The sequence below is a fragment of the Burkholderia sp. MSMB1072 genome, from assembly GCF_001524725.1.
Taxonomy (GTDB): Bacteria; Pseudomonadota; Gammaproteobacteria; order Burkholderiales; family Burkholderiaceae; genus Burkholderia.
Window position 1 is genome coordinate 166515 of sequence record NZ_LOYC01000010.1, and the last position, 18173, is coordinate 184687.

At 64.3% G+C, this 18173-nt stretch carries 10 protein-coding genes; all 10 read left to right on the forward strand.

Going from position 1 to position 18173, the window contains the following annotated elements; all coding sequences use genetic code 11:
• The first annotated feature begins 264 nt into the window (after positions 1–264).
• Positions 265–2034, forward strand: a complete 1770-nt coding sequence (locus WS89_RS05905) for a methyl-accepting chemotaxis protein (RefSeq protein WP_059789826.1) — start codon at positions 265–267, stop codon at positions 2032–2034.
• A 557-nt stretch (positions 2035–2591) separates the two neighbouring features.
• A complete protein-coding gene (locus WS89_RS05910; protein WP_027784391.1) occupies positions 2592–4514 on the forward strand; it encodes a PrkA family serine protein kinase in 1923 nt (640 codons plus the stop codon).
• 125 nt (positions 4515–4639) lie between these two features.
• Positions 4640–5908, forward strand: a complete 1269-nt coding sequence (locus WS89_RS05915) for a YeaH/YhbH family protein (RefSeq protein WP_059789827.1) — start codon at positions 4640–4642, stop codon at positions 5906–5908.
• A complete protein-coding gene (locus WS89_RS05920) occupies positions 5905–7584 on the forward strand; it encodes a SpoVR family protein (RefSeq protein WP_059498972.1) in 1680 nt (559 codons plus the stop codon). The genes WS89_RS05915 and WS89_RS05920 overlap by 4 nt, the downstream gene beginning before the upstream one ends.
• 234 nt (positions 7585–7818) lie before the next feature.
• Positions 7819–9123, forward strand: a complete 1305-nt coding sequence (locus tag WS89_RS05925; protein ID WP_059498971.1) for an MFS family transporter — start codon at positions 7819–7821, stop codon at positions 9121–9123.
• 939 nt (positions 9124–10062) lie between these two features.
• Positions 10063–10647, forward strand: a complete 585-nt coding sequence (locus WS89_RS05930) for a fimbrial protein (RefSeq protein WP_059498970.1) — start codon at positions 10063–10065, stop codon at positions 10645–10647.
• Between the two features lie 3 nt (positions 10648–10650).
• A complete protein-coding gene (locus tag WS89_RS05935) occupies positions 10651–11430 on the forward strand; it encodes a fimbrial biogenesis chaperone (protein ID WP_257128135.1) in 780 nt (259 codons plus the stop codon).
• Between the two features lie 167 nt (positions 11431–11597).
• Positions 11598–14249 carry a fimbria/pilus outer membrane usher protein gene (locus tag WS89_RS05940; RefSeq protein ID WP_059789829.1) on the forward strand — a complete coding sequence of 884 codons (2652 nt, stop codon included), beginning with the start codon at positions 11598–11600 and terminating at the stop codon, positions 14247–14249.
• Between the two features lie 88 nt (positions 14250–14337).
• Positions 14338–15045, forward strand: a complete 708-nt coding sequence (locus WS89_RS05945; RefSeq protein ID WP_257128136.1) for a fimbrial biogenesis chaperone — start codon at positions 14338–14340, stop codon at positions 15043–15045.
• An 80-nt stretch (positions 15046–15125) separates the two neighbouring features.
• Positions 15126–18122 (forward strand): two-partner secretion domain-containing protein, encoded by a 2997-nt coding sequence (locus tag WS89_RS05950; protein WP_059789831.1) that lies wholly within the window; start codon positions 15126–15128, stop codon positions 18120–18122.
• The last annotated feature ends 51 nt before the right edge of the window (positions 18123–18173 follow it).

Here is an 18173-nt window from a genome sequence, read left to right on the forward strand (position 1 = left end):
CGGATCACCGCTTTCCGGTTCCGCTACGCGGCCCGTCCGTCGCACGAGACAGACGGCCGCGTACCGGTGCGCCTTCTCCTTTTCGCCATTCCGACCCGAATTGCGTCAATTATTCAGTCGTTTGTAATAAACAGACGAATAATTCGAAATAATGACGCCAAAACCATCAAGTTATGCGCCACACGGTCGTAAATGCACCGAGTGAAGCAATGCTTCGAGCCAACGGGCGAGGCCCGTTCATGACGACGCAATACAGGATGGATGATGGTGTTCAGGAACCTGACGATTCGTGCGCGCATCGGTTTGACGATGGCGTTTCTGGCGGTACTGCTGGGTATCACCGGCGTGCTCGGTCTGTACGGAATGACGCGTTCGAACGATTCGACGCGCGAGATTTTCACGAACCAGATGCCGAGCGCGGTCGACGTGTCGGTCGCGGAAATGTTCGCCGCGCGCGAGCGCCTCGCACTCGACCGGGCGGCGCTGCTTGTCGGCACGCCCGATTCCACGGCTGCCATCGAGCGCAGCCGCGCGATGCGCACGCAATCCGACGCATGGTGGCAGAAGTACCTCGCGCTGCCGCGCGGCGCCGATGAGGATCGCCTCGCCCAGGACGTCGTCGCCCGGCGCAAGGTGCTGCAGGATACCTGCGACGCGTTCGCGAGCGCGATCGGCACGGGCGATCACGACCGGATCGGCGACGGCGCGAAGCAGCTTCAGGCGCGCTATAACGAACTGGCCGTGGCCGGCGAAGCGCTGCGCAACTTTCAGTTCACCAATGCGCAGGCGCGCTTCGATCGGGCGGAATCGGTGTTCGAGACGATGCGCGTGCTGTCGATCGTCGTGCTGCTGGCCGGCATCGGGGCCGCGGCGCTGTCGTGGCTGACGCTGAGCCGCGCGATCGGCCGCCCGATTGCCGATGTGCTGTCGCATTTCGACGCGATCGCCGCGGGCGACCTGCGCCGGCCGATCGTCGTCGATCGGCGCGACGAGATGGGGCAGTTGCTGGAAGGCCTCGCGAGGATGCAGCGCGGGCTCGTCGACACGGTGCGCACCGTGCGCGGCGGCAGCGAATCGATCGCCACCGCGGCCCGCCAGATCGCGGCCGGTAACATCGACCTGTCGTCGCGTACCGAGGAACAGGCCGCTGCGCTGCAGGAAACCGCGTCGAGCATGGAGCAACTGACCGGCACCGTGAAGCAGAATGCGGACAATGCGCGCCAGGCAAGCGCGCTGGCCGCGAATGCGTCCGATATTGCAAACAAGGGTAATACGGTGGTGGGCCAGGTGGTCGGCACGATGGGCGAAATCAACGACAGCTCGGCGAAAATCGCGGACATCATCGCGATCATCGAGGGAATCGCGTTCCAGACCAACATACTTGCGCTGAATGCGGCCGTCGAAGCCGCGCGGGCAGGCGAGGAAGGCCGCGGCTTCGCGGTCGTCGCCGGCGAAGTGCGCAGCCTCGCGCAGCGTTCGTCGAGCGCGGCGAAGGAAATCAAGACGCTGATCGACGCGTCGGTGGAGCGTATCCGGACCGGCTCGACGCTGGTCGACGAAGCCGGGCGCACGATGAACGACGTGATCGGCGCGGTCCAGCGTGTGACGGACATCATGGGCGAGATCGCGGCGGCGTCCGAGGAACAGAGCGGCGGGATCGATCAGGTGGCGCGCGCGGTCGCGCAGATGGACGAGGTCACGCAGCAGAATGCGGCGCTCGTCGAGGAGGCCGCGGCCGCCGCGCAGTCGCTCGACAAACAGGCGATGCGCCTGCGCGAAACGGCGGCGGTATTCCAGCTCGACGACGAAACGGCGCGCGCGGACACCGTCGTTGCGGTGGCGCGGCATGCGCCGCGCGCATCGTCCGCGCCGGCGGCGGCGCCGGTACAGGCCGCTGCGCGCGTCGAACGCGATGCCGCGCCGAAACGCGCGACCGCCGCGATGCCGGCGCGCAAGCCTGCCGCCGTGTCGGCTGCGCCGGTGCCCGCGCCGGCCGTCGCGAGCGCCGGCGGTGACGACTGGGAGACGTTCTGATCCGCGTGCGCCGCGTATCTATCCCCATTTGGTGACGAACGACGCCCGCGATCCGCGGGCGTCGTCGTTTCTGCGACAGGCCGAATGTGACAGCGCGGACGATCGATCGGGCACAGGCACGTGCGTCGCGCATCGTGCGTGGCGCACCGACGGATTCGCGCGGAGGCGCTGCGTGCGCGTCGTGTTCCCGCGTTCGTCGTACGGGTATGTCCGTACGGGACTGCGAAAAAAATTTGTAACGGTGCGGGCGGCGTGTCATCGCGCGCGGCCGCTCGAACGTATAGGGATGAAGGGGAGAGGTGGCGACGTCGGAGGTGTCCAACGCACGAGCCGTTTCGATGTTCGACGAGACGCGGCGGATGCAGTTTCTGCGGCTCGGGAAGTCGATTGTAAAACGACGAAATGCGTTGTCCAAGCGGTGTTGTCGAGAATGACGAACTTCATACGAAGAGTTCGTGAAAAAAAATAAGAAAGGGTTTAGGATGAATTCGAACGCGCTTGCTTCTGCGCAGTCATAGAAGGCAGGCACGTCTTCAGACTCAGGCGAGGGAGGTAGCATGGATATTTACAGCAGCTTCGCGAACCGCTTCGAAAAAACGCGAGAGGAAGAGCTCTCGCTGGAGGAGTATCTCGCGCTCTGCAAGAACGATCCATCCGCGTATGCGACGGCGGGTGAACGCATGCTGGAAGCAATCGGGGAACCTGAACAGATCGATACCCGCAACGACCCGCGCCTGTCGCGGATCTTCGCGAACAAGGTCATCAAGGTGTATCCGGCATTCCGTGAGTTCTACGGAATGGAGGAGGTGATCGAGCAGGTGGTCGCGTATTTCCGCCACGCTGCGCAAGGTCTTGAAGAGAAGAAGCAGATCCTCTATCTGCTGGGCCCGGTGGGCGGCGGCAAGTCGTCGATCGCCGAGCGTCTGAAGCAACTGATGGAGCGCGTGCCGTTCTATGCGCTGAAGGGCTCGCCCGTCAACGAATCGCCGCTCGGGCTGTTCGACTACGACGAGGATGGTCCGATCCTCGAGGAACAGTACGGCATTCCGCGCCGCTACCTGAAAAGCATCCTGAGTCCGTGGGCCGTCAAGCGCCTGCACGAATACAACGGCGACATCCGCCAGTTCCGCGTGGTGCGACGCTATCCGTCGATCCTGCGGCAGGTCGGCATCGCAAAGACGGAGCCGGGCGACGAGAACAATCAGGACATCTCGTCGCTGGTCGGCAAGGTCGATATCCGCAAGCTCGAACAGTACGCGCAGGACGATGCCGACGCCTATAGCTACTCGGGCGGCCTGTGCCTCGCGAACCAGGGCCTGCTCGAATTCGTCGAAATGTTCAAGGCGCCGATCAAGGTGCTGCACCCGCTGCTGACCGCCACGCAGGAAGGCAACTTCAAGGGCACCGAAGGTTTCGGCGCGATTCCGTTCGACGGCGTGATTCTTGCGCACTCGAACGAATCGGAGTGGAAGGCCTTCCGCAATAACCGCAACAACGAGGCGCTGCTCGACCGGATCTTCGTCGTGAAGGTGCCGTACTGCCTGCGCGTGTCGGAAGAGATCAAGATTTACGAGAAGCTGATCCGCAATTCGTCGCTGGCCGAGGCCGTGTGCGCGCCGGGCACGCTGAAGATGATGTCGCAGTTCTCGGTGCTGTCGCGTCTGCACGAGCCGGAGAATTCGAGCCTGTTCTCGAAGATGCAGGTGTACGACGGCGAAAACCTGAAGGACACCGATCCGAAGGCGAAGTCGTACCAGGAGTATCGCGACTACGCGGGCGTCGACGAAGGGATGACCGGCGTATCGACGCGCTTCGCGTTCAAGATCCTGTCGCGCGTGTTCAACTTCGATACGAGCGAGGTCGCGGCGAACCCCGTGCACCTGATGTACGTGCTCGAACAGCAGATCGAACGCGAGCAGTTCCCGCCGGAAACCGAGCAGAAGTACCTGTCCTTCGTGAAGGACGTGCTCGCGTCGCGCTACGCGGAGTTCATCGGCAAGGAGATCCAGACGGCGTATCTCGAATCGTATTCGGAATACGGGCAGAACATCTTCGATCGCTACGTCACGTATGCGGATTTCTGGATCCAGGATCAGGAATTCCGCGACCACGACACGGGCGAGAGCTTCGACCGCGCCGCGCTGAACGCGGAGCTGGAGAAGATCGAGAAGCCGGCCGGGATCAGCAATCCGAAGGATTTCCGCAACGAGATCGTGAACTTCGTGTTGCGCGCACGGGCGGCGAACGCCGGCAAGAACCCCGTGTGGACGAGCTACGAGAAGTTGCGCGTCGTGATCGAGAAGAAGATGTTCTCGAACACCGAGGAACTGTTGCCGGTGATTTCGTTCAACGCCAAGGGTTCGGCGGAGGAGCAGCGCAAGCATGAGGACTTTGTGAACCGGATGGTCGCGAAGGGCTATACGCCGAAGCAGGTGAGGCTGCTTTGCGACTGGTACCTGCGCGTGCGCAAGTCGTCATGACACGCGCGGTATCGTGCCCGGACGGCGAGTCCGTCCGGGCGCTTTCAGAGGCGCCGCCCGCATGACGGCAGACGGCATGCGCGGCGAGTGCCCCGGCAGATCGACTTTCGAGCGGGAGACCGGGAGTGCTTCATCAAATCATCGACCGCAGGCTGGCCGGCAAGAACAAGAGCATCGCCAATCGCGAACGCTTTCTGCGTCGCGTCAAGAACTACATTCGTCGTGCCGTGTCCGACGCGGTGCGCGACCGTAGCATCAAGGATATCCAGAGCACGCAGAGCATCACGATCCCGCGCAAGGACATCGCGGAGCCGAATTTCCGGCACGCGCCGGGCGGGCGTCGCGAATACGTGCATCCCGGCAACGAGGACTACGTGCGCGGCGACAAGATTCCGCGTCCGCAGGGTGGCTCGGGCGGCGGCGGCAGTCAGGCGAGCAACGAGGGCGAAGGGCAGGACGACTTCGTGTTCGAGCTGTCGCGCGACGAGTTCATGCAGTACTTCTTCGACGATCTCGAACTGCCGCGCCTCGTGAAGACGCACCTGCTGACGGTGCCGAGCTGGAAGAACGTGCGCGCGGGCTGGTCGGCGGAAGGCACGCCGAACAACATCGACGTCGTGCGTTCGCTGCGCAGCGCGCTCGGCCGGCGCATCGCGCTCGGCTCGCCGCTCGTCAACGAGCTGCGCGAACTCGAGGCGCGGCTCGAAGCGCTGAAGAACGACACCGAAGACCGCCGCCCGGAAATCGCGACGCTCGAAGCCGAGATCCACCACCTGAAAGGGCGCATCTGGCGGATTCCGTTCATCGATCCGTTCGACCTGCGCTACATCAACCGCGTGAAGCAGCCGCAACCGTCGAGCCAGGCCGTGATGTTCTGCCTGATGGACGTGTCGGGCTCGATGGACGAGCAGCGCAAGGATCTCGCGAAGCGCTTCTTCATCCTGCTTTACCTGTTCCTCAAGCGCAATTACGAGCGCATCGAAGTGGTGTTCATCCGTCACCACACGCGCGCCGAGGAAGTGGACGAAGATACCTTCTTCCATTCGACCGAAAGCGGCGGCACGGTCGTGTCGAGCGCGCTCGAACTGATGCGCAAGGTGATGAACGAGCGCTACTCGCCGACCGAGTGGAACATCTATGGCGCGCAAGCGTCCGACGGCGACAACTGGACTGACGATTCGCCGAAGTGTCGCAAAATCCTGGAAGAGGATATTCTCACCAAGACGCGTTACTTCGCGTATATCCAGGTCGCGCCGGAAGAGCAGAATCTGTGGCTGGAATACGCGCAACTGGCCCTGTCGCAACCGCATCTCGCGATGAAAAAAGTGGAATCGGCTGCGGACATTTACCCGGTGTTTCGCGAATTGTTCGAAAAGCAGGTGGAAATGTCATGACGACCCGCCATCTGCACAACGAGTCGCGCGGCTACGAGCCGCGCCCTTCCGGCGACGACACGGCCGGCCCTGCCGCACCGCAGCAACGCGTGCAGGCCGAGCCGTCGCCGCCGGCCGCCGACTTGCCCGGTTCCGGGCAAAAGGAAGCGCGTATGAACGTTGCCGAACGCAAGCCACTGCCGTGCCCGTCCGACTGGACGTTCGAATTGCTCGAGGAATACGACACGCACATCTCGCAGGTCGCCGAACAATACGAGCTCGACATCTACCCGATCCAGCTCGAGCTGATCAGCGCCGAGCAGATGATGGATGCGTATGCGTCGGTCGGGATGCCCGTCAACTACCGCCACTGGTCGTTCGGCAAGCACTTCCTCGCGACCGAAAAGAGCTACCGCCGCGGCCAGATGGGCCTGGCCTACGAAATCGTCATCAATTCGAACCCGTGCATCGCGTATCTGATGGAAGAAAACACGATGACGATGCAGGCGCTCGTCATCGCGCACGCGGCGTACGGGCACAACTCGTTCTTCAAGGGCAACTACCTGTTCCGGCTGTGGACCGACGCGCACGCGATCATCGACTATCTCGTGTACGCGAAGAACTACGTCGCGGAATGCGAGGAGCGCTACGGTCTCGATCGCGTCGAGGAACTGCTCGATTCGTGCCACGCGCTGATGAACTACGGCGTCGACCGTTACAAGCGGCCGCAGAAACCGTCGCTGTCGAAGGAAGCGGCACTGCGGCGCGAGCGCGAGGCGTACCTGCAGTCGCAGGTCAACGAACTGTGGCGCACGCTGCCCGGCAAGAAGCCCGAGCTGACGGAGGAGCAGGAAGAGCGCTATCCGCCCGAGCCGCAGGAGAACCTGCTGTATTTCGCGGAGAAGAATGCGCCGCTGCTCGAACCGTGGGAGCGGGAAGTCATCCGCATCGTGCGCAAGATCGGCCAGTATTTCTATCCGCAGCGGCAGACGCAGGTAATGAACGAAGGCTGGGCGACGTTCTGGCACTACACGCTGCTCAATACGCTGTACAACCAGGGGAAGCTGGAAGACGGCTTCATGATGGAGTTCCTGCATTCGCACAGCAACGTGGTCTACCAGCCGCCCGTCACGAAGCCGTACTACAGCGGGATCAACCCGTATGCGCTCGGTTTCTCGATGATGAGCGACATCCGAAGGATCTGCGAAGCGCCGACGGAGGAGGACTACAAGTGGTTTCCGGAGATCGCGGGCACGCCGTGGCTGCCGGCGATGCACTATGCGATGCGCAACTTCAAGGACGAGAGCTTCATCGCGCAGTACCTGTCGCCGAACCTGATTCGCGAGATGCGGCTCTTCTCGGTGCTCGACGACGACATGCGCGACTCGCTCGAGGTATCGGCGATCCACGACGATTCCGGCTATCAGTACGTGCGGCAGGCGTTGTCGCGGCAGTACGACATCCATCATCGCGAGCCGAACATCCAGGTATGGGCCGTCAACACGCGCGGCGACCGTAGCCTTACGCTGCGTCACTTCATGACCGACAACCGCCACCTGTCGAACGACAGCGAAGAGGTGCTCAAGCACATGGCGCGGCTCTGGCAGTTCGACGTGTACCTGGAAAGCGTCGACGAGGCCGGCACCGTACGCAAGCGCTACGAGTGCCGCTACGTGCCGCCGGAAGTGCGCGTGTGATCGTCGCCAAGCGAAAATGTTTGCATCGGACGCCGGCCTGAAGGCTGGCGTTTTCATATGACGAACGCGTGGCGGGAGAAAAATTTTCTACATCCGGACGAACCCGGAGCGCTTGTTACTTTACATTTCGCTAAAATCCCGTAGCGCCGTGCGCCGGAACCGGTGCCACGTGCGACCGCACGCGGCGGCCCCAGCCGTCTCGCCCAGAAAGTACTAAAAGGAACAGACCAACCCATGGACGTCCAGACCGACCAAGCTGCGCTGTCCGCGCATGACACCCGGCGGCGCGTGTTCGCCATCGTCGGCGCCTCATCGGGCAACCTCGTCGAGTGGTTCGACTTCTATATCTACTCGTTCTGCGCGCTGTACTTCGCGCCGGCATTCTTCCCGAGCGGCAACACGACGACCCAGCTGCTGAACACGGCGGGCGTGTTCGCGGCCGGCTTCCTGATGCGTCCGATCGGCGGCTGGCTGTTTGGCCGCATCGCCGACCGTCACGGCCGTCGCACGGCGATGATGATCTCGGTGCTGATGATGTGCGGCGGCTCGCTCGTGATCGCGGTGCTGCCGACCTATGCGCAGATCGGTGCGCTCGCGCCGGCACTGCTGCTGGTCGCGCGCCTGTTTCAGGGCCTGTCGGTGGGCGGCGAGTACGGTACGAGCGCGACCTACATGAGTGAAGTGGCGCTGAAGGGCCGTCGCGGCTTCTTTGCGTCGTTCCAGTACGTGACGCTGATCGGCGGCCAGCTGTGCGCGCTGCTGGTGCTCGTGATCCTGCAGCAGACGCTGTCGGCCGGTGAGCTGAAAGCGTGGGGCTGGCGCATTCCGTTCGTGGTCGGCGCGGCGGCCGCGCTGATCTCGCTGTACCTGCGAAAGTCGCTCGACGAGACGTCGACGAGCGCATCGCGCGACAAGAAGGACGCCGGCACGATCCGCGGCGTGTGGCAGCACAAGGGGGCGTTCTTCACGGTGGTCGGCTTCACGGCCGGCGGCTCGTTGATCTTCTACACGTTCACGACGTACATGCAGAAGTACCTCGTGAACACGGCCGGCATGCAGGCGAAGACGGCCAGCAACGTGATGACCGTCGCGCTGCTCGTCTACATGCTGATGCAGCCGGTGTTCGGCGCGCTGTCGGACAAGATCGGCCGCCGCACGTCGATGATCCTGTTCGGTTCGTTCGCGGTGATCGGCACGGTGCCGCTGATGCATGCGCTGAAGGACGTGACGAGCCCCGTGGCCGCGTTCGTGCTGGTCACGGTTGCGCTGGCGATCGTCAGCTTCTACACGTCGATCAGCGGCCTCATCAAGGCCGAGATGTTCCCGCCGGAAGTGCGCGCGATGGGGGTGGGCCTGTCGTATGCGGTCGCGAACGCGATCTTCGGCGGCTCGGCCGAGTACGTCGCGCTGTGGTTCAAGTCGATCGGCAGCGAGGAAACCTTCTACTGGTACGTGACCGTGCTGTGCGCGATCTCCCTGATCGTGTCGTGGCGCATGCGCGATCCGAGCAAGGAAGGGTATCTGCGCCACGAGCCGTGATCGGCCGCGGAGCATAGCCCGGCCGGCGGCCGGCGCTGCCCGCCGCCACGGATAGCCAGCGGCGCTCCTCCGGACGGCGGAGCGCCGTTTCGTTTATGGGGTGCGCCGACTCGGAAGCTCATCCGCACGGCGACGATATCGATATCGCAATCGCTTCGTTGTCGACGATGGCCGATCCTTTTATGCTGGACCCGTAGTTCGTGTGACACCTCCTTGACTGGGATTCGCGCCCGCTGCTTGCAGCGGGCGTTTTTTTTGGCGCTGCATTCGTTGCCGCTCGAGGCGGCGGGAAGGCAGCGCCGGACCCGAATGACGCACATGGGACAAGTCGGTAACGACGCGTATATCGATGCGATTGCGAAACGACCGGCGGCCCGCAATGACGAATCGGCATGGAAAAGGAAAATGCTGATTCTGGTGTGCAATATTCTCGATTGGTTAGCATTTTAAAATGAGTCGCGAGGGGCGTGCACATGAGATTTTTCTGAATACATGTCAATTCCAATGAGAAAATTATTGGATGGGAGATGATCTGAAACTGTTGTTAACAAAATAATGCAATTGGCCTGGATTTTGCGCGTGCAATAACGGACGCTCGCCGGGCCTTCTTTCGCCTCGTCGTTCCGTTATCGACTATCGGTCGAAGTGCCGTGCGCCCTTGCTGCGCCGGCATCGTCGGCTGCCTGTCGCTCGCGATTGCCGCGTTCATTCGAATTCCACATGCTTCGATAAGCGAATGGAATAATTCGTACCCGTACGATATCGATAAATCATTTTGATTAATAGAATTTCGCTGGCCGTCAAATTCGCGGATGAGGTCAGCCTTTCTTCCGGAATAAGACGACCAGGTTCGTGCTGCGGGCAATCGGCGAAATGATCGAATGCCGGCGCGTGAACGGGTTGTTCCGAGAAAACATCCATTTTTAAAGGAATTCAACGATGAAGATGAATCTGCTCCGGGGTTGCGTCGCCGCAGGTATCGCAAGTGCTGCGCTCGTGCCGTCGGTTTCCCACGCATTCGACGGCGAGCTCGCGTTCTACGGCAGCATTTCCGACGTCACCTGCAACATCGACGGCGCAGCGCCGGGCGCCGGCAACCGCAAGGAAGTGCAACTCGGCGACCGCATCGGCACGGACACGTTCACCGAAATCGGCAAGACTTCGAATCCCGTCACGTTCAACCTGAACATCGGCGGCAATGCAGGGTGTACCGACGGCACGAAGGTTCTGGTCGAATTCGATCAGCGGTCGATCAACATCAATCCGGTGACCGGCAACCTGAAACTCGTCGGCACCAAGCCGGCGGAAGGCATCGAAATCCAGCTCAAGGATGCGGGCAACGGCAAGAACGGCAAGATCATGCTCGGTCAGCCGCAGAACATCGCGGATGCCCAAGTCGCGACGGTCGCGAACAACACCGCCACGCTGACCTATACGGCGCAATACGTATCGACGGCCGCGCCGGCTGCGATCAAGACCGGTTCGGGCAACTCGTTCATCCGCTACGTGCTCGCGTACCACTGATCGATGCAATCCCTGCTCCACGTCATGAACCTGTCCATTCGTTCCCTTCGTGTGCAAGCCGTGGCCGGTGTCGTGGCGTGGGCCGCCTGTGCCGCGCCGGCACAGGCGGCACTGCTGCTGGACGGTACCCGGGTGATTTTTCCGGAGCATGCCCGCGATGTGACGGTCCGGATGAAAAACGCCGGTACCGAGCCGGTACTCGCGCAGAGCTGGATCGACGACGGCCGCGCCGATGTGCCGCCAGAGGAGATGCGCACACCGTTCCTGGTTGCGCCGACCTTGGTGCGCGTCGAAACCGGACGCAACGCCGTGCTGCGCATCACGAACCTGCAGGCACAACTGCCCGCCGACCGCGAATCGGTGTTCTGGCTGAACGTGCTCGAGGTGCCGGCAGTGACGCAGGACGCGGACAACCGCTTGCGCTTCGCGTTCCGGACCCGCATCAAACTGTTCTACCGGCCCACGGCGCTCGCGAACGACGCCGACACCGCAGCGGACAAGCTGGTCTGGAAAGTATCGGCCGATGCGGCGCCTGCGCGCGGGCAGCCGATATCGCTGGAGGTTTCCAATCCGACGCCGTACTACGTGTCGTTCGGCATGGTGGAGGGCGACGTCGGCGGAACCTTCGTCCCGGCCGGCGGCGGGATGGTCGCCCCGTTCGGGTCGCAGCGCTTCCCGTTGCCCGCCGCCACCGCGCGTTCGCAGCGTCCGACGGCCGTGCGCTACATGGCGATCGACGACTACGGCGGCCGCAGCACGATAACTAAAAAATTGACCGATTGAGCAACAGGTTCACATAGCACATCTCGAAGGCACGACACAGCATGCCGGATCACGAAAATCGATTCGGCATGCGAAACAACTGTATCCTCATGCTGAGTTCGGCTGGTTTTCAATTTTCATGTGCGCCGCGGTTTCTGCAGCGTCCTTGTCTGCTGGCCGTCACATCCGTGTTCGCATCGATCGCGATGGTGTCGGGGACGAACGGTTTCGCCGCGACGACGGATACGGTCGAGCCGGCCGGGCGGGACGGCACGCGCCGCTCGACCGCGAGCGCGGCATCGAGCGTGTCGACAGGCGGGGACACGCACTTCGACGATTCGATGCTGATGCACGGCGCGGGCAGCGAGCCAATCGATACGACGCCGTTCGCACGGCCGAACGCGGTCGTGCCCGGCATGCATCGCGTCGACCTGATCGTCAACGGGCAGTGGCGCGGCGTGGAAGACATCATGTTCCGTCATGATGTGCGCGGTGACGTGCTGCCTTGCTACGATCGCGCGCTGCTGCAGCGCGCGGGCATCGATCTGGATCGAAGCGCGCGCGGCCAGGATGGCAGCCAGCCGCCGAATCCGATGCCCGACGGGCCGATCTGCGATGCGTTGTCCCGCTACGTGCCCGGCGGCGCGCTGTCGTTCGACGCGGCCGAGCAGAGGCTGTATTTGACTGCGCCTCAGCTCTACATGCGGCTCGCGAGCCAGAGCACATACGTCGACCCGTCGCATTGGACGAACGGCGTGCCGGCCGCATGGCTGAACTACAACGCGAGTGCGTTTACGACGCGTTCAAGCGGTTACGAGTATTCGCAGTTCTATACGGGCCTGTCGATGGCGGCGAGCGCCGGGCCCATCCGGATCCGTCACAACGGCAACCTGACGTGGTCGCAGCGCAGCGGCGCGCGCTATCAGCGCGGCTACGTGTATGCCCAAACCGATCTGTCCGACTGGCACGCGCAGTTGCTGGCGGGCGAGAGCTCGACCAGCGGTTCGATGTTCGACGCCGTGTCGTTTCGCGGCGTGCAGATCGCGAGCGACGACAGGATGCTGCCCGACGAGCAGCGCTACTACGCTCCCGTCGTGCGCGGCGTCGCGCAGTCGAACGCCAAGGTGTCGATCTATCAACGCGGCTATCTGGTGCACGAGACGACCGTCGCGCCCGGACCGTTCGCGATCGACAACCTGCAGGCGATGAGCTACGGCGGCGACCTGAACGTGACGGTGACCGAGGCCAACGGAGAGACGCGCAGCTTCGTGGTGCCGTTCGCGACGACGGTGCAACTGCTGCGTCCGGGCAGCACGCGGTTCAGCGTGATGGCGGGGCAGGCGATCGAACTCGGCGACGATATCGGCAAGCAGTACGTCGGCCAGTTCACCGTGCAGCGCGGCGTCAGCAATGCCGTGACGGCTTATGGCGGCGCCGCGTTCGCGAGCCGCTACCAGTCCGCGCTGATGGGTGTCGCGCTCAATACGTCGATCGGCGGCTTCGGGGCGGACATCACGATCGCGCGCACGCAGCCGCGCGGCAGCGAGCGCCTGACCGGTTCGAGCATTCGCGTGTCGTACAGCAAGAACCTGCCGAACAGCGGGACGAACTTCTCGCTGCTCGCGTATCGCTATTCCACGAAAGGCTATCTCGGCCTGCGCGACGCGATGCTGCTGAACGGCCGGGGCGATCAGGGCGCAGGGGCGGCCACGTTTGCGCGTTTGCGCGATCGGGTCGATCTCAACGTGAGCCAGCAGATCGGGCGAGCGGGCAGCGTTTATGCGAACGGATCGGCGCTCAGCTACTGGGCGGGTGGCGGGCGGACGGTCAGTTTCACGCTCGGCTACAGCACGCAGTGGCGCGATGCCACGGTGACCGCGTCGGTGCAGCGCGTGCGCAACCTGTCCGGACGCGAGCCGTCGTTCGGGGGTGGCGCGGGCAGCACGCTCGCGAGCGTGAACGTATCGATTCCGCTGGGCCGCAATTCGCGGCGTGCGCCGATCTTCAGCTCGCTCGTGACGCATGACAGCAGCGCCGGCACGAGCGCCACGGCGAGCCTCGCGGGCCGCTTCGGCGAGCGGGGCGACGGATCGTACTCGCTGGCGTCGAGCTATGACGGCAACAATCGCGCATCGTCGGGCAGTTTCGGCATCGGCTATCAGCGGCCGGCCGTGTCCGTGTCGGCGAATCTGGGCATCGGGCGCGACTACCAGCAGGCTTCGGCGAACGCGACGGGCGGCCTCGTGCTGCATCCGGGCGGCCTGACGCCGGCACCCACGTTGAGCGAAACCATCGGCGTCGTGCACGCGCCGTACGCGCGCGGCGCACAGGTCGCGAACACGAGCGCGCGCGTCGACCGCTTCGGCTACGCGATCGTGCCGAGCCTCATTCCGTATCAGCTCAACAAGATCGACATCGACCCGAAGGACATTCCGGAGAACGTCGAGCTGAAGACGGTGTCGCGCAGTGTTGCCCCGCGCTCGGGGTCGATCGTCATGCTGTCTTACGACACGCTGAAGGCGCGTGCGCTGCTGATCGACGCGCAGACCGACGACGGGCGGCCGCTGGCGTTCGCGGCACGCGCGTTCGACGCACGCACCGGCGCGGCGCTCGGTGTGGTCGGCCAGGGCAGCCGACTGTTCGTACGCAGCGCCGCGGAGGACGGCCGGATTCGCGTCGAATGGGGAACGCGTGCGGACCAGCAGTGCGTGATCGATTACGCGATACCGGCTGCGCAGCGTGCGGGGACGGGCTACGTGATGCTGACGGGTACCTGCCGCGCGGCGACGGTGACGCGGGACGCCGTCGCATCGCGAGCCGAGCACGACGGAGGGCGCTAACACGATGCATCGTTCACGCTTTCGTGATGTCCCGCTTGCGCGGCTGTCGTCGCGCCGTGGGTGCCGCCGCCCGGATACCGGTCGCGTCTTGCGCGCGCTCGTGCTGGCCTGTGTCGCGAGCGTCGGCGCGGTCCAGTGCGAGGCGTCTCTCTCCGTGGTCGGCACGCGGTTCGTCTATCCGGGCAATGCGCGCGCGCTGACGATCCTCGCCCGCAACGGCGGGAGCGCCCCGATCCTCGTGCAGGCGTGGCTCGACGACGGCGACCCGGATGCCGACCCGAGCCGTCTGCGCGTGCCGTTCGTCGTCGCGCCGCCGCTTGCGCGGCTCGATCCGGGGCAGCCGCTGTCCATTCGCGTGCTGGCTGTCGGCGGCGGCCTTCCCACGGACCGCGAGGTGTGCTTCTGGATCAATCTGCTCGAAGTGCCGCCGGCCGCGCCGACCGGCGAGCACGTACTGCGCATCGCGTACCGGCTCAGGATGAAGCTGCTGGTTCGGCCGCCCGGTCTCGATGGCGAACCCGACGACGCGCCGAACCGGCTCGTATGGACGCACGGCGACACGCAGGCCGCTGCATCGGTCGCCGCGCGCAACCCCACACCGTACTACGTGACGCTGACGCGCCTGTCGGTGAACGGCGAACCCGTCGTGCTGGAGAGCGGCGCGGTGGACGTCGCGCCGTTCGGCCGGGCCGAGATTCCGATCGGCATGCGGGCCGGCGCGGGCGCGATCGTGTTCGACGCCGTCGACGAGAGCGGTGCGTCGCACGAATACCGCGCGCGGGCTGCGCCGCCGTGACGAGCGGCACGTCCATGTTTGCAGGACCCGTCCTGCCGGGGGTATCGGCAGGGATTCAACTACAACAAGGGAAAACGAAAGTGAACAAGACCTATGCTCTGGTGTGGAACGACCGACAAGGCGCCTGGCAGGTCGCCGGCGAACGGGTACGCCGGCGCGGCAAGTCCAGCACGCGAGCGCGTGTCGTCGCGGTGCTGACGCTGCTTGCGGGCGGCGCAGCGACGTCCGTGCATGCGCTACCGACGGGCGAGACGATCGTGTCCGGGAAAGCCGACATGCTTCGCTACGACAACGGGCAGCAGATGTCGATCAACCAGCACAGCGACAAACTGGTGACGAACTGGCAGTCGTTCAACGTCGACAAAGGGCAGCGTGTCACGTTCAACCAGCCGGCCGCGACGTCGATCGCGCTGAACCGGGTCGTCAGCCAGGACGGCAGCGCGATCTACGGCAACATCGACGCGAACGGCCGCGTGTTTCTCGTCAATCCCAACGGCATCCTGTTCGGCAAGGGCGCGCAGGTCAATGTCGGCGGGCTGGTGGCGACGACGCTGGACATCAAGAACGAAGACTTCGACGCAGGCCGCTTCCGGTTCTCCGGCCGGAGTCCGAGCGAAGTGCAGAACTTCGGCAATCTCGTGGCGCGCGAAGGCGGGTCGGTCGCCCTGCTGGGCGCGCGCGTGTTCAACAGGGGAATCGTCCAGGCACAGATGGGCACCGTTGCACTGGCGTCGGGCAGCGACGTCACGCTGAATTTCGACGGCGGCAAGCTGCTCAGCGTGCAGGTCGACCAGGGAACCGTCAACGCGCTCGTCAGCAACGAACAATTGCTGAAAGCCGACGGCGGACAGGTGCTGATGAACGCCAAAACCGCCGATACGTTGCTGCGTACGGTAGTCAACAATCAAGGCACCATCGAGGCGCGCACGCTCAGGAATACGGCGGGCCGGATCTCGCTGGATGGCTACGATGCCGGCACCGTGAACGTCGCGGGTGTGCTGAATGCGAGCGCGACGGCACCGGGCAACGGCGGCACGGTCGACACGCGCGGCGCGGACGTGAAGGTGGCGCTCGGTGCAACGGTCGATACGCGCGCGACCAACGGTCGCGGCGGCTCCTGGCGCATCGCATCGTCCGACGTGTCGGTCACGGCCGGTGCGAACCAGCCCGGTACGATCGTGGCCGACACGCTGTCGCGCAATCTCGCGACCACCGATGTCGAGCTGGTCGCCGATCGCGGCCACACCTCGGTCGACGGGGCCGTTACCTGGGCCGGCGGCAACCGCTTGACGCCGGCCAGCCGGCAGGGCGACGTGTCGATCAACGGCGCGCTGCGCGCGACAGGCGCGAATGCACACTTCGCGATTAACGCACACGACAACGTGCGGATCGCGGCGCCGATCGCGCTGACCGGCGCGAATGCGCTTCTGACGCTCGACTACGGCGTCGCGCAATCGCTGACGGGCGGTGCGGCAGTGAAGCTGTCGGGGGCGGGGGCCGGTTTCGAATCGAACGGGTATCGCTATACCGTGATCCAGAACCTGCAGCAGCTGCAGGCGGTCGATGCGAATCTCGACGGGCTGTACGTGCTCGGCAACGACATCGCGGGTTCCTATTACGGCTCCGCGTTCAAGACGATTGGTTCGGGAGCACAGTTCTCCGGTGTGTTCGACGGCCTCGGCAACACGATCAGCAACCTCAACATTACGAGCAGCGACCCGTACGCCGGGCTGTTCGGCCGCAACACCGGCACGCTTGCCAACCTCAACCTGAAGTCGTTGCGCGTCAGCGCCGCGGCGGGCGTCGGTCCGGTGTCCATCGGCGGGCTGGTGGGCGAAAACGCCGGCAAGATTTCGAACGTGACCGCAACCGGCATGCAGGTCAATGCGAACGCCAACCGCAGCAATGCGCTGGGTGGGCTGGTCGGCACCAATCTGGGCGAGATGTCCCGCGCATCGTTTGCCGGATATGTGACAGGCAACCACATGTCGTATGCAGTCGGCGGCCTGATCGGCGAGAACCGCGTCGGCGAGCTCTCCGGTGTCGTGTCCGACAGCGAATCGAATGCGACCGTATTCGGCGGTGCATCGAATCTCGCGTCGATCGGCGGGCTCGTCGGCGTGAACCGGGGCGGCGACATTCTCCGGTCGACGAGCCGCGGCACCACGTCGGGCGCCAATATCGCCGGCGTGAACGTGGGTGGACTGGTGGGGGCGAACCTGCTCGGCATGATCGAGGACTCGGCCGCGCTGGGCCGCGTGACAGGCGGCTCGGGCGGTACGGTGGGCGGCCTCGTCGGCAGCAATACCGGCAAGATCGTCAAGTCGAGTGCGAGCGGCATCGTCGACGGTCGATATGCGCAAGCGATCGGTGGTTTCGTCGGGTTGAACCAGGGGATCGTGACCGACAGCAAGGCGCTGGGCGAGGTCTGGAGCGCATCGACGGGTTCGACGGGTGGCTTTGTCGGCATGAACCTGGGGCCGAACGCGATCATCGACATGGCGGAAGCGCATGGCGCGGTGAAAGGCGGCCAGGGCACCAACGGCGGCTTCGTCGGCAGTCACCTCGGCGGACGGATTGCACACGCGGTCGCGCGCGGCAAGACGACGGGCGGCAACTACAGCAAGACGGGCGGCTTCGTCGGCAGCAACGCGGCCGAACTGGGCAACGTCGATGCGAGCGGCGACGTGTCTGGCGGGTTTGGCGCGTCGGTGGGCGGTTTTGCCGGCGCCAACACGACGTCCGGCACGATCGAGGCCGCGTCGGCAACCGGCAACGTGACGGGCGGTGGGTCGAGCACGGTGGGCGGTTTTACTGGCGAAAACCTCGGTACGGTGCGTGACGCGTCGGCATCGGGCATGGTCGGCGCCGGCTGCTATTCGACACTCGGCGGCTTGATCGGCATGAACACCGGATTCGTCGAGCGCTCCGTCGCGAGCGGGCGGGTCAACGGATCGTCGGGCCAGACCTTCGGCGGCCTCGTCGGTATCAACCGAGGCATCTTCCGCAACAGCATCGCGTCCGGCGAAGCTGCGCTGCAAAAGATCGCCGGTCTCAATCTCGGTGTGATCGAGTAATGCAATGGCTGGCGGGCGTGCCGATCGGCACGCCCGCTAGCCAGCGATACA

What these genes read in the sequence shown, in the direction of transcription:
- WS89_RS05935 (WP_257128135.1), top strand. Translation starts at nt 10,651, where the DNA reads ATGCAATCCCTGCTCCACGTCATGAACCTGTCCATTCGTTCCCTTCGT.
- WS89_RS05920 (WP_059498972.1), top strand. Translation starts at nt 5,905, where the DNA reads ATGACGACCCGCCATCTGCACAACGAGTCGCGCGGCTACGAGCCGCGC.
- WS89_RS05925 (WP_059498971.1), top strand. Translation starts at nt 7,819, where the DNA reads ATGGACGTCCAGACCGACCAAGCTGCGCTGTCCGCGCATGACACCCGG.
- WS89_RS05910 (WP_027784391.1), top strand. Translation starts at nt 2,592, where the DNA reads ATGGATATTTACAGCAGCTTCGCGAACCGCTTCGAAAAAACGCGAGAG.
- WS89_RS05930 (WP_059498970.1), top strand. Translation starts at nt 10,063, where the DNA reads ATGAAGATGAATCTGCTCCGGGGTTGCGTCGCCGCAGGTATCGCAAGT.
- WS89_RS05905 (WP_059789826.1), top strand. Translation starts at nt 265, where the DNA reads ATGGTGTTCAGGAACCTGACGATTCGTGCGCGCATCGGTTTGACGATG.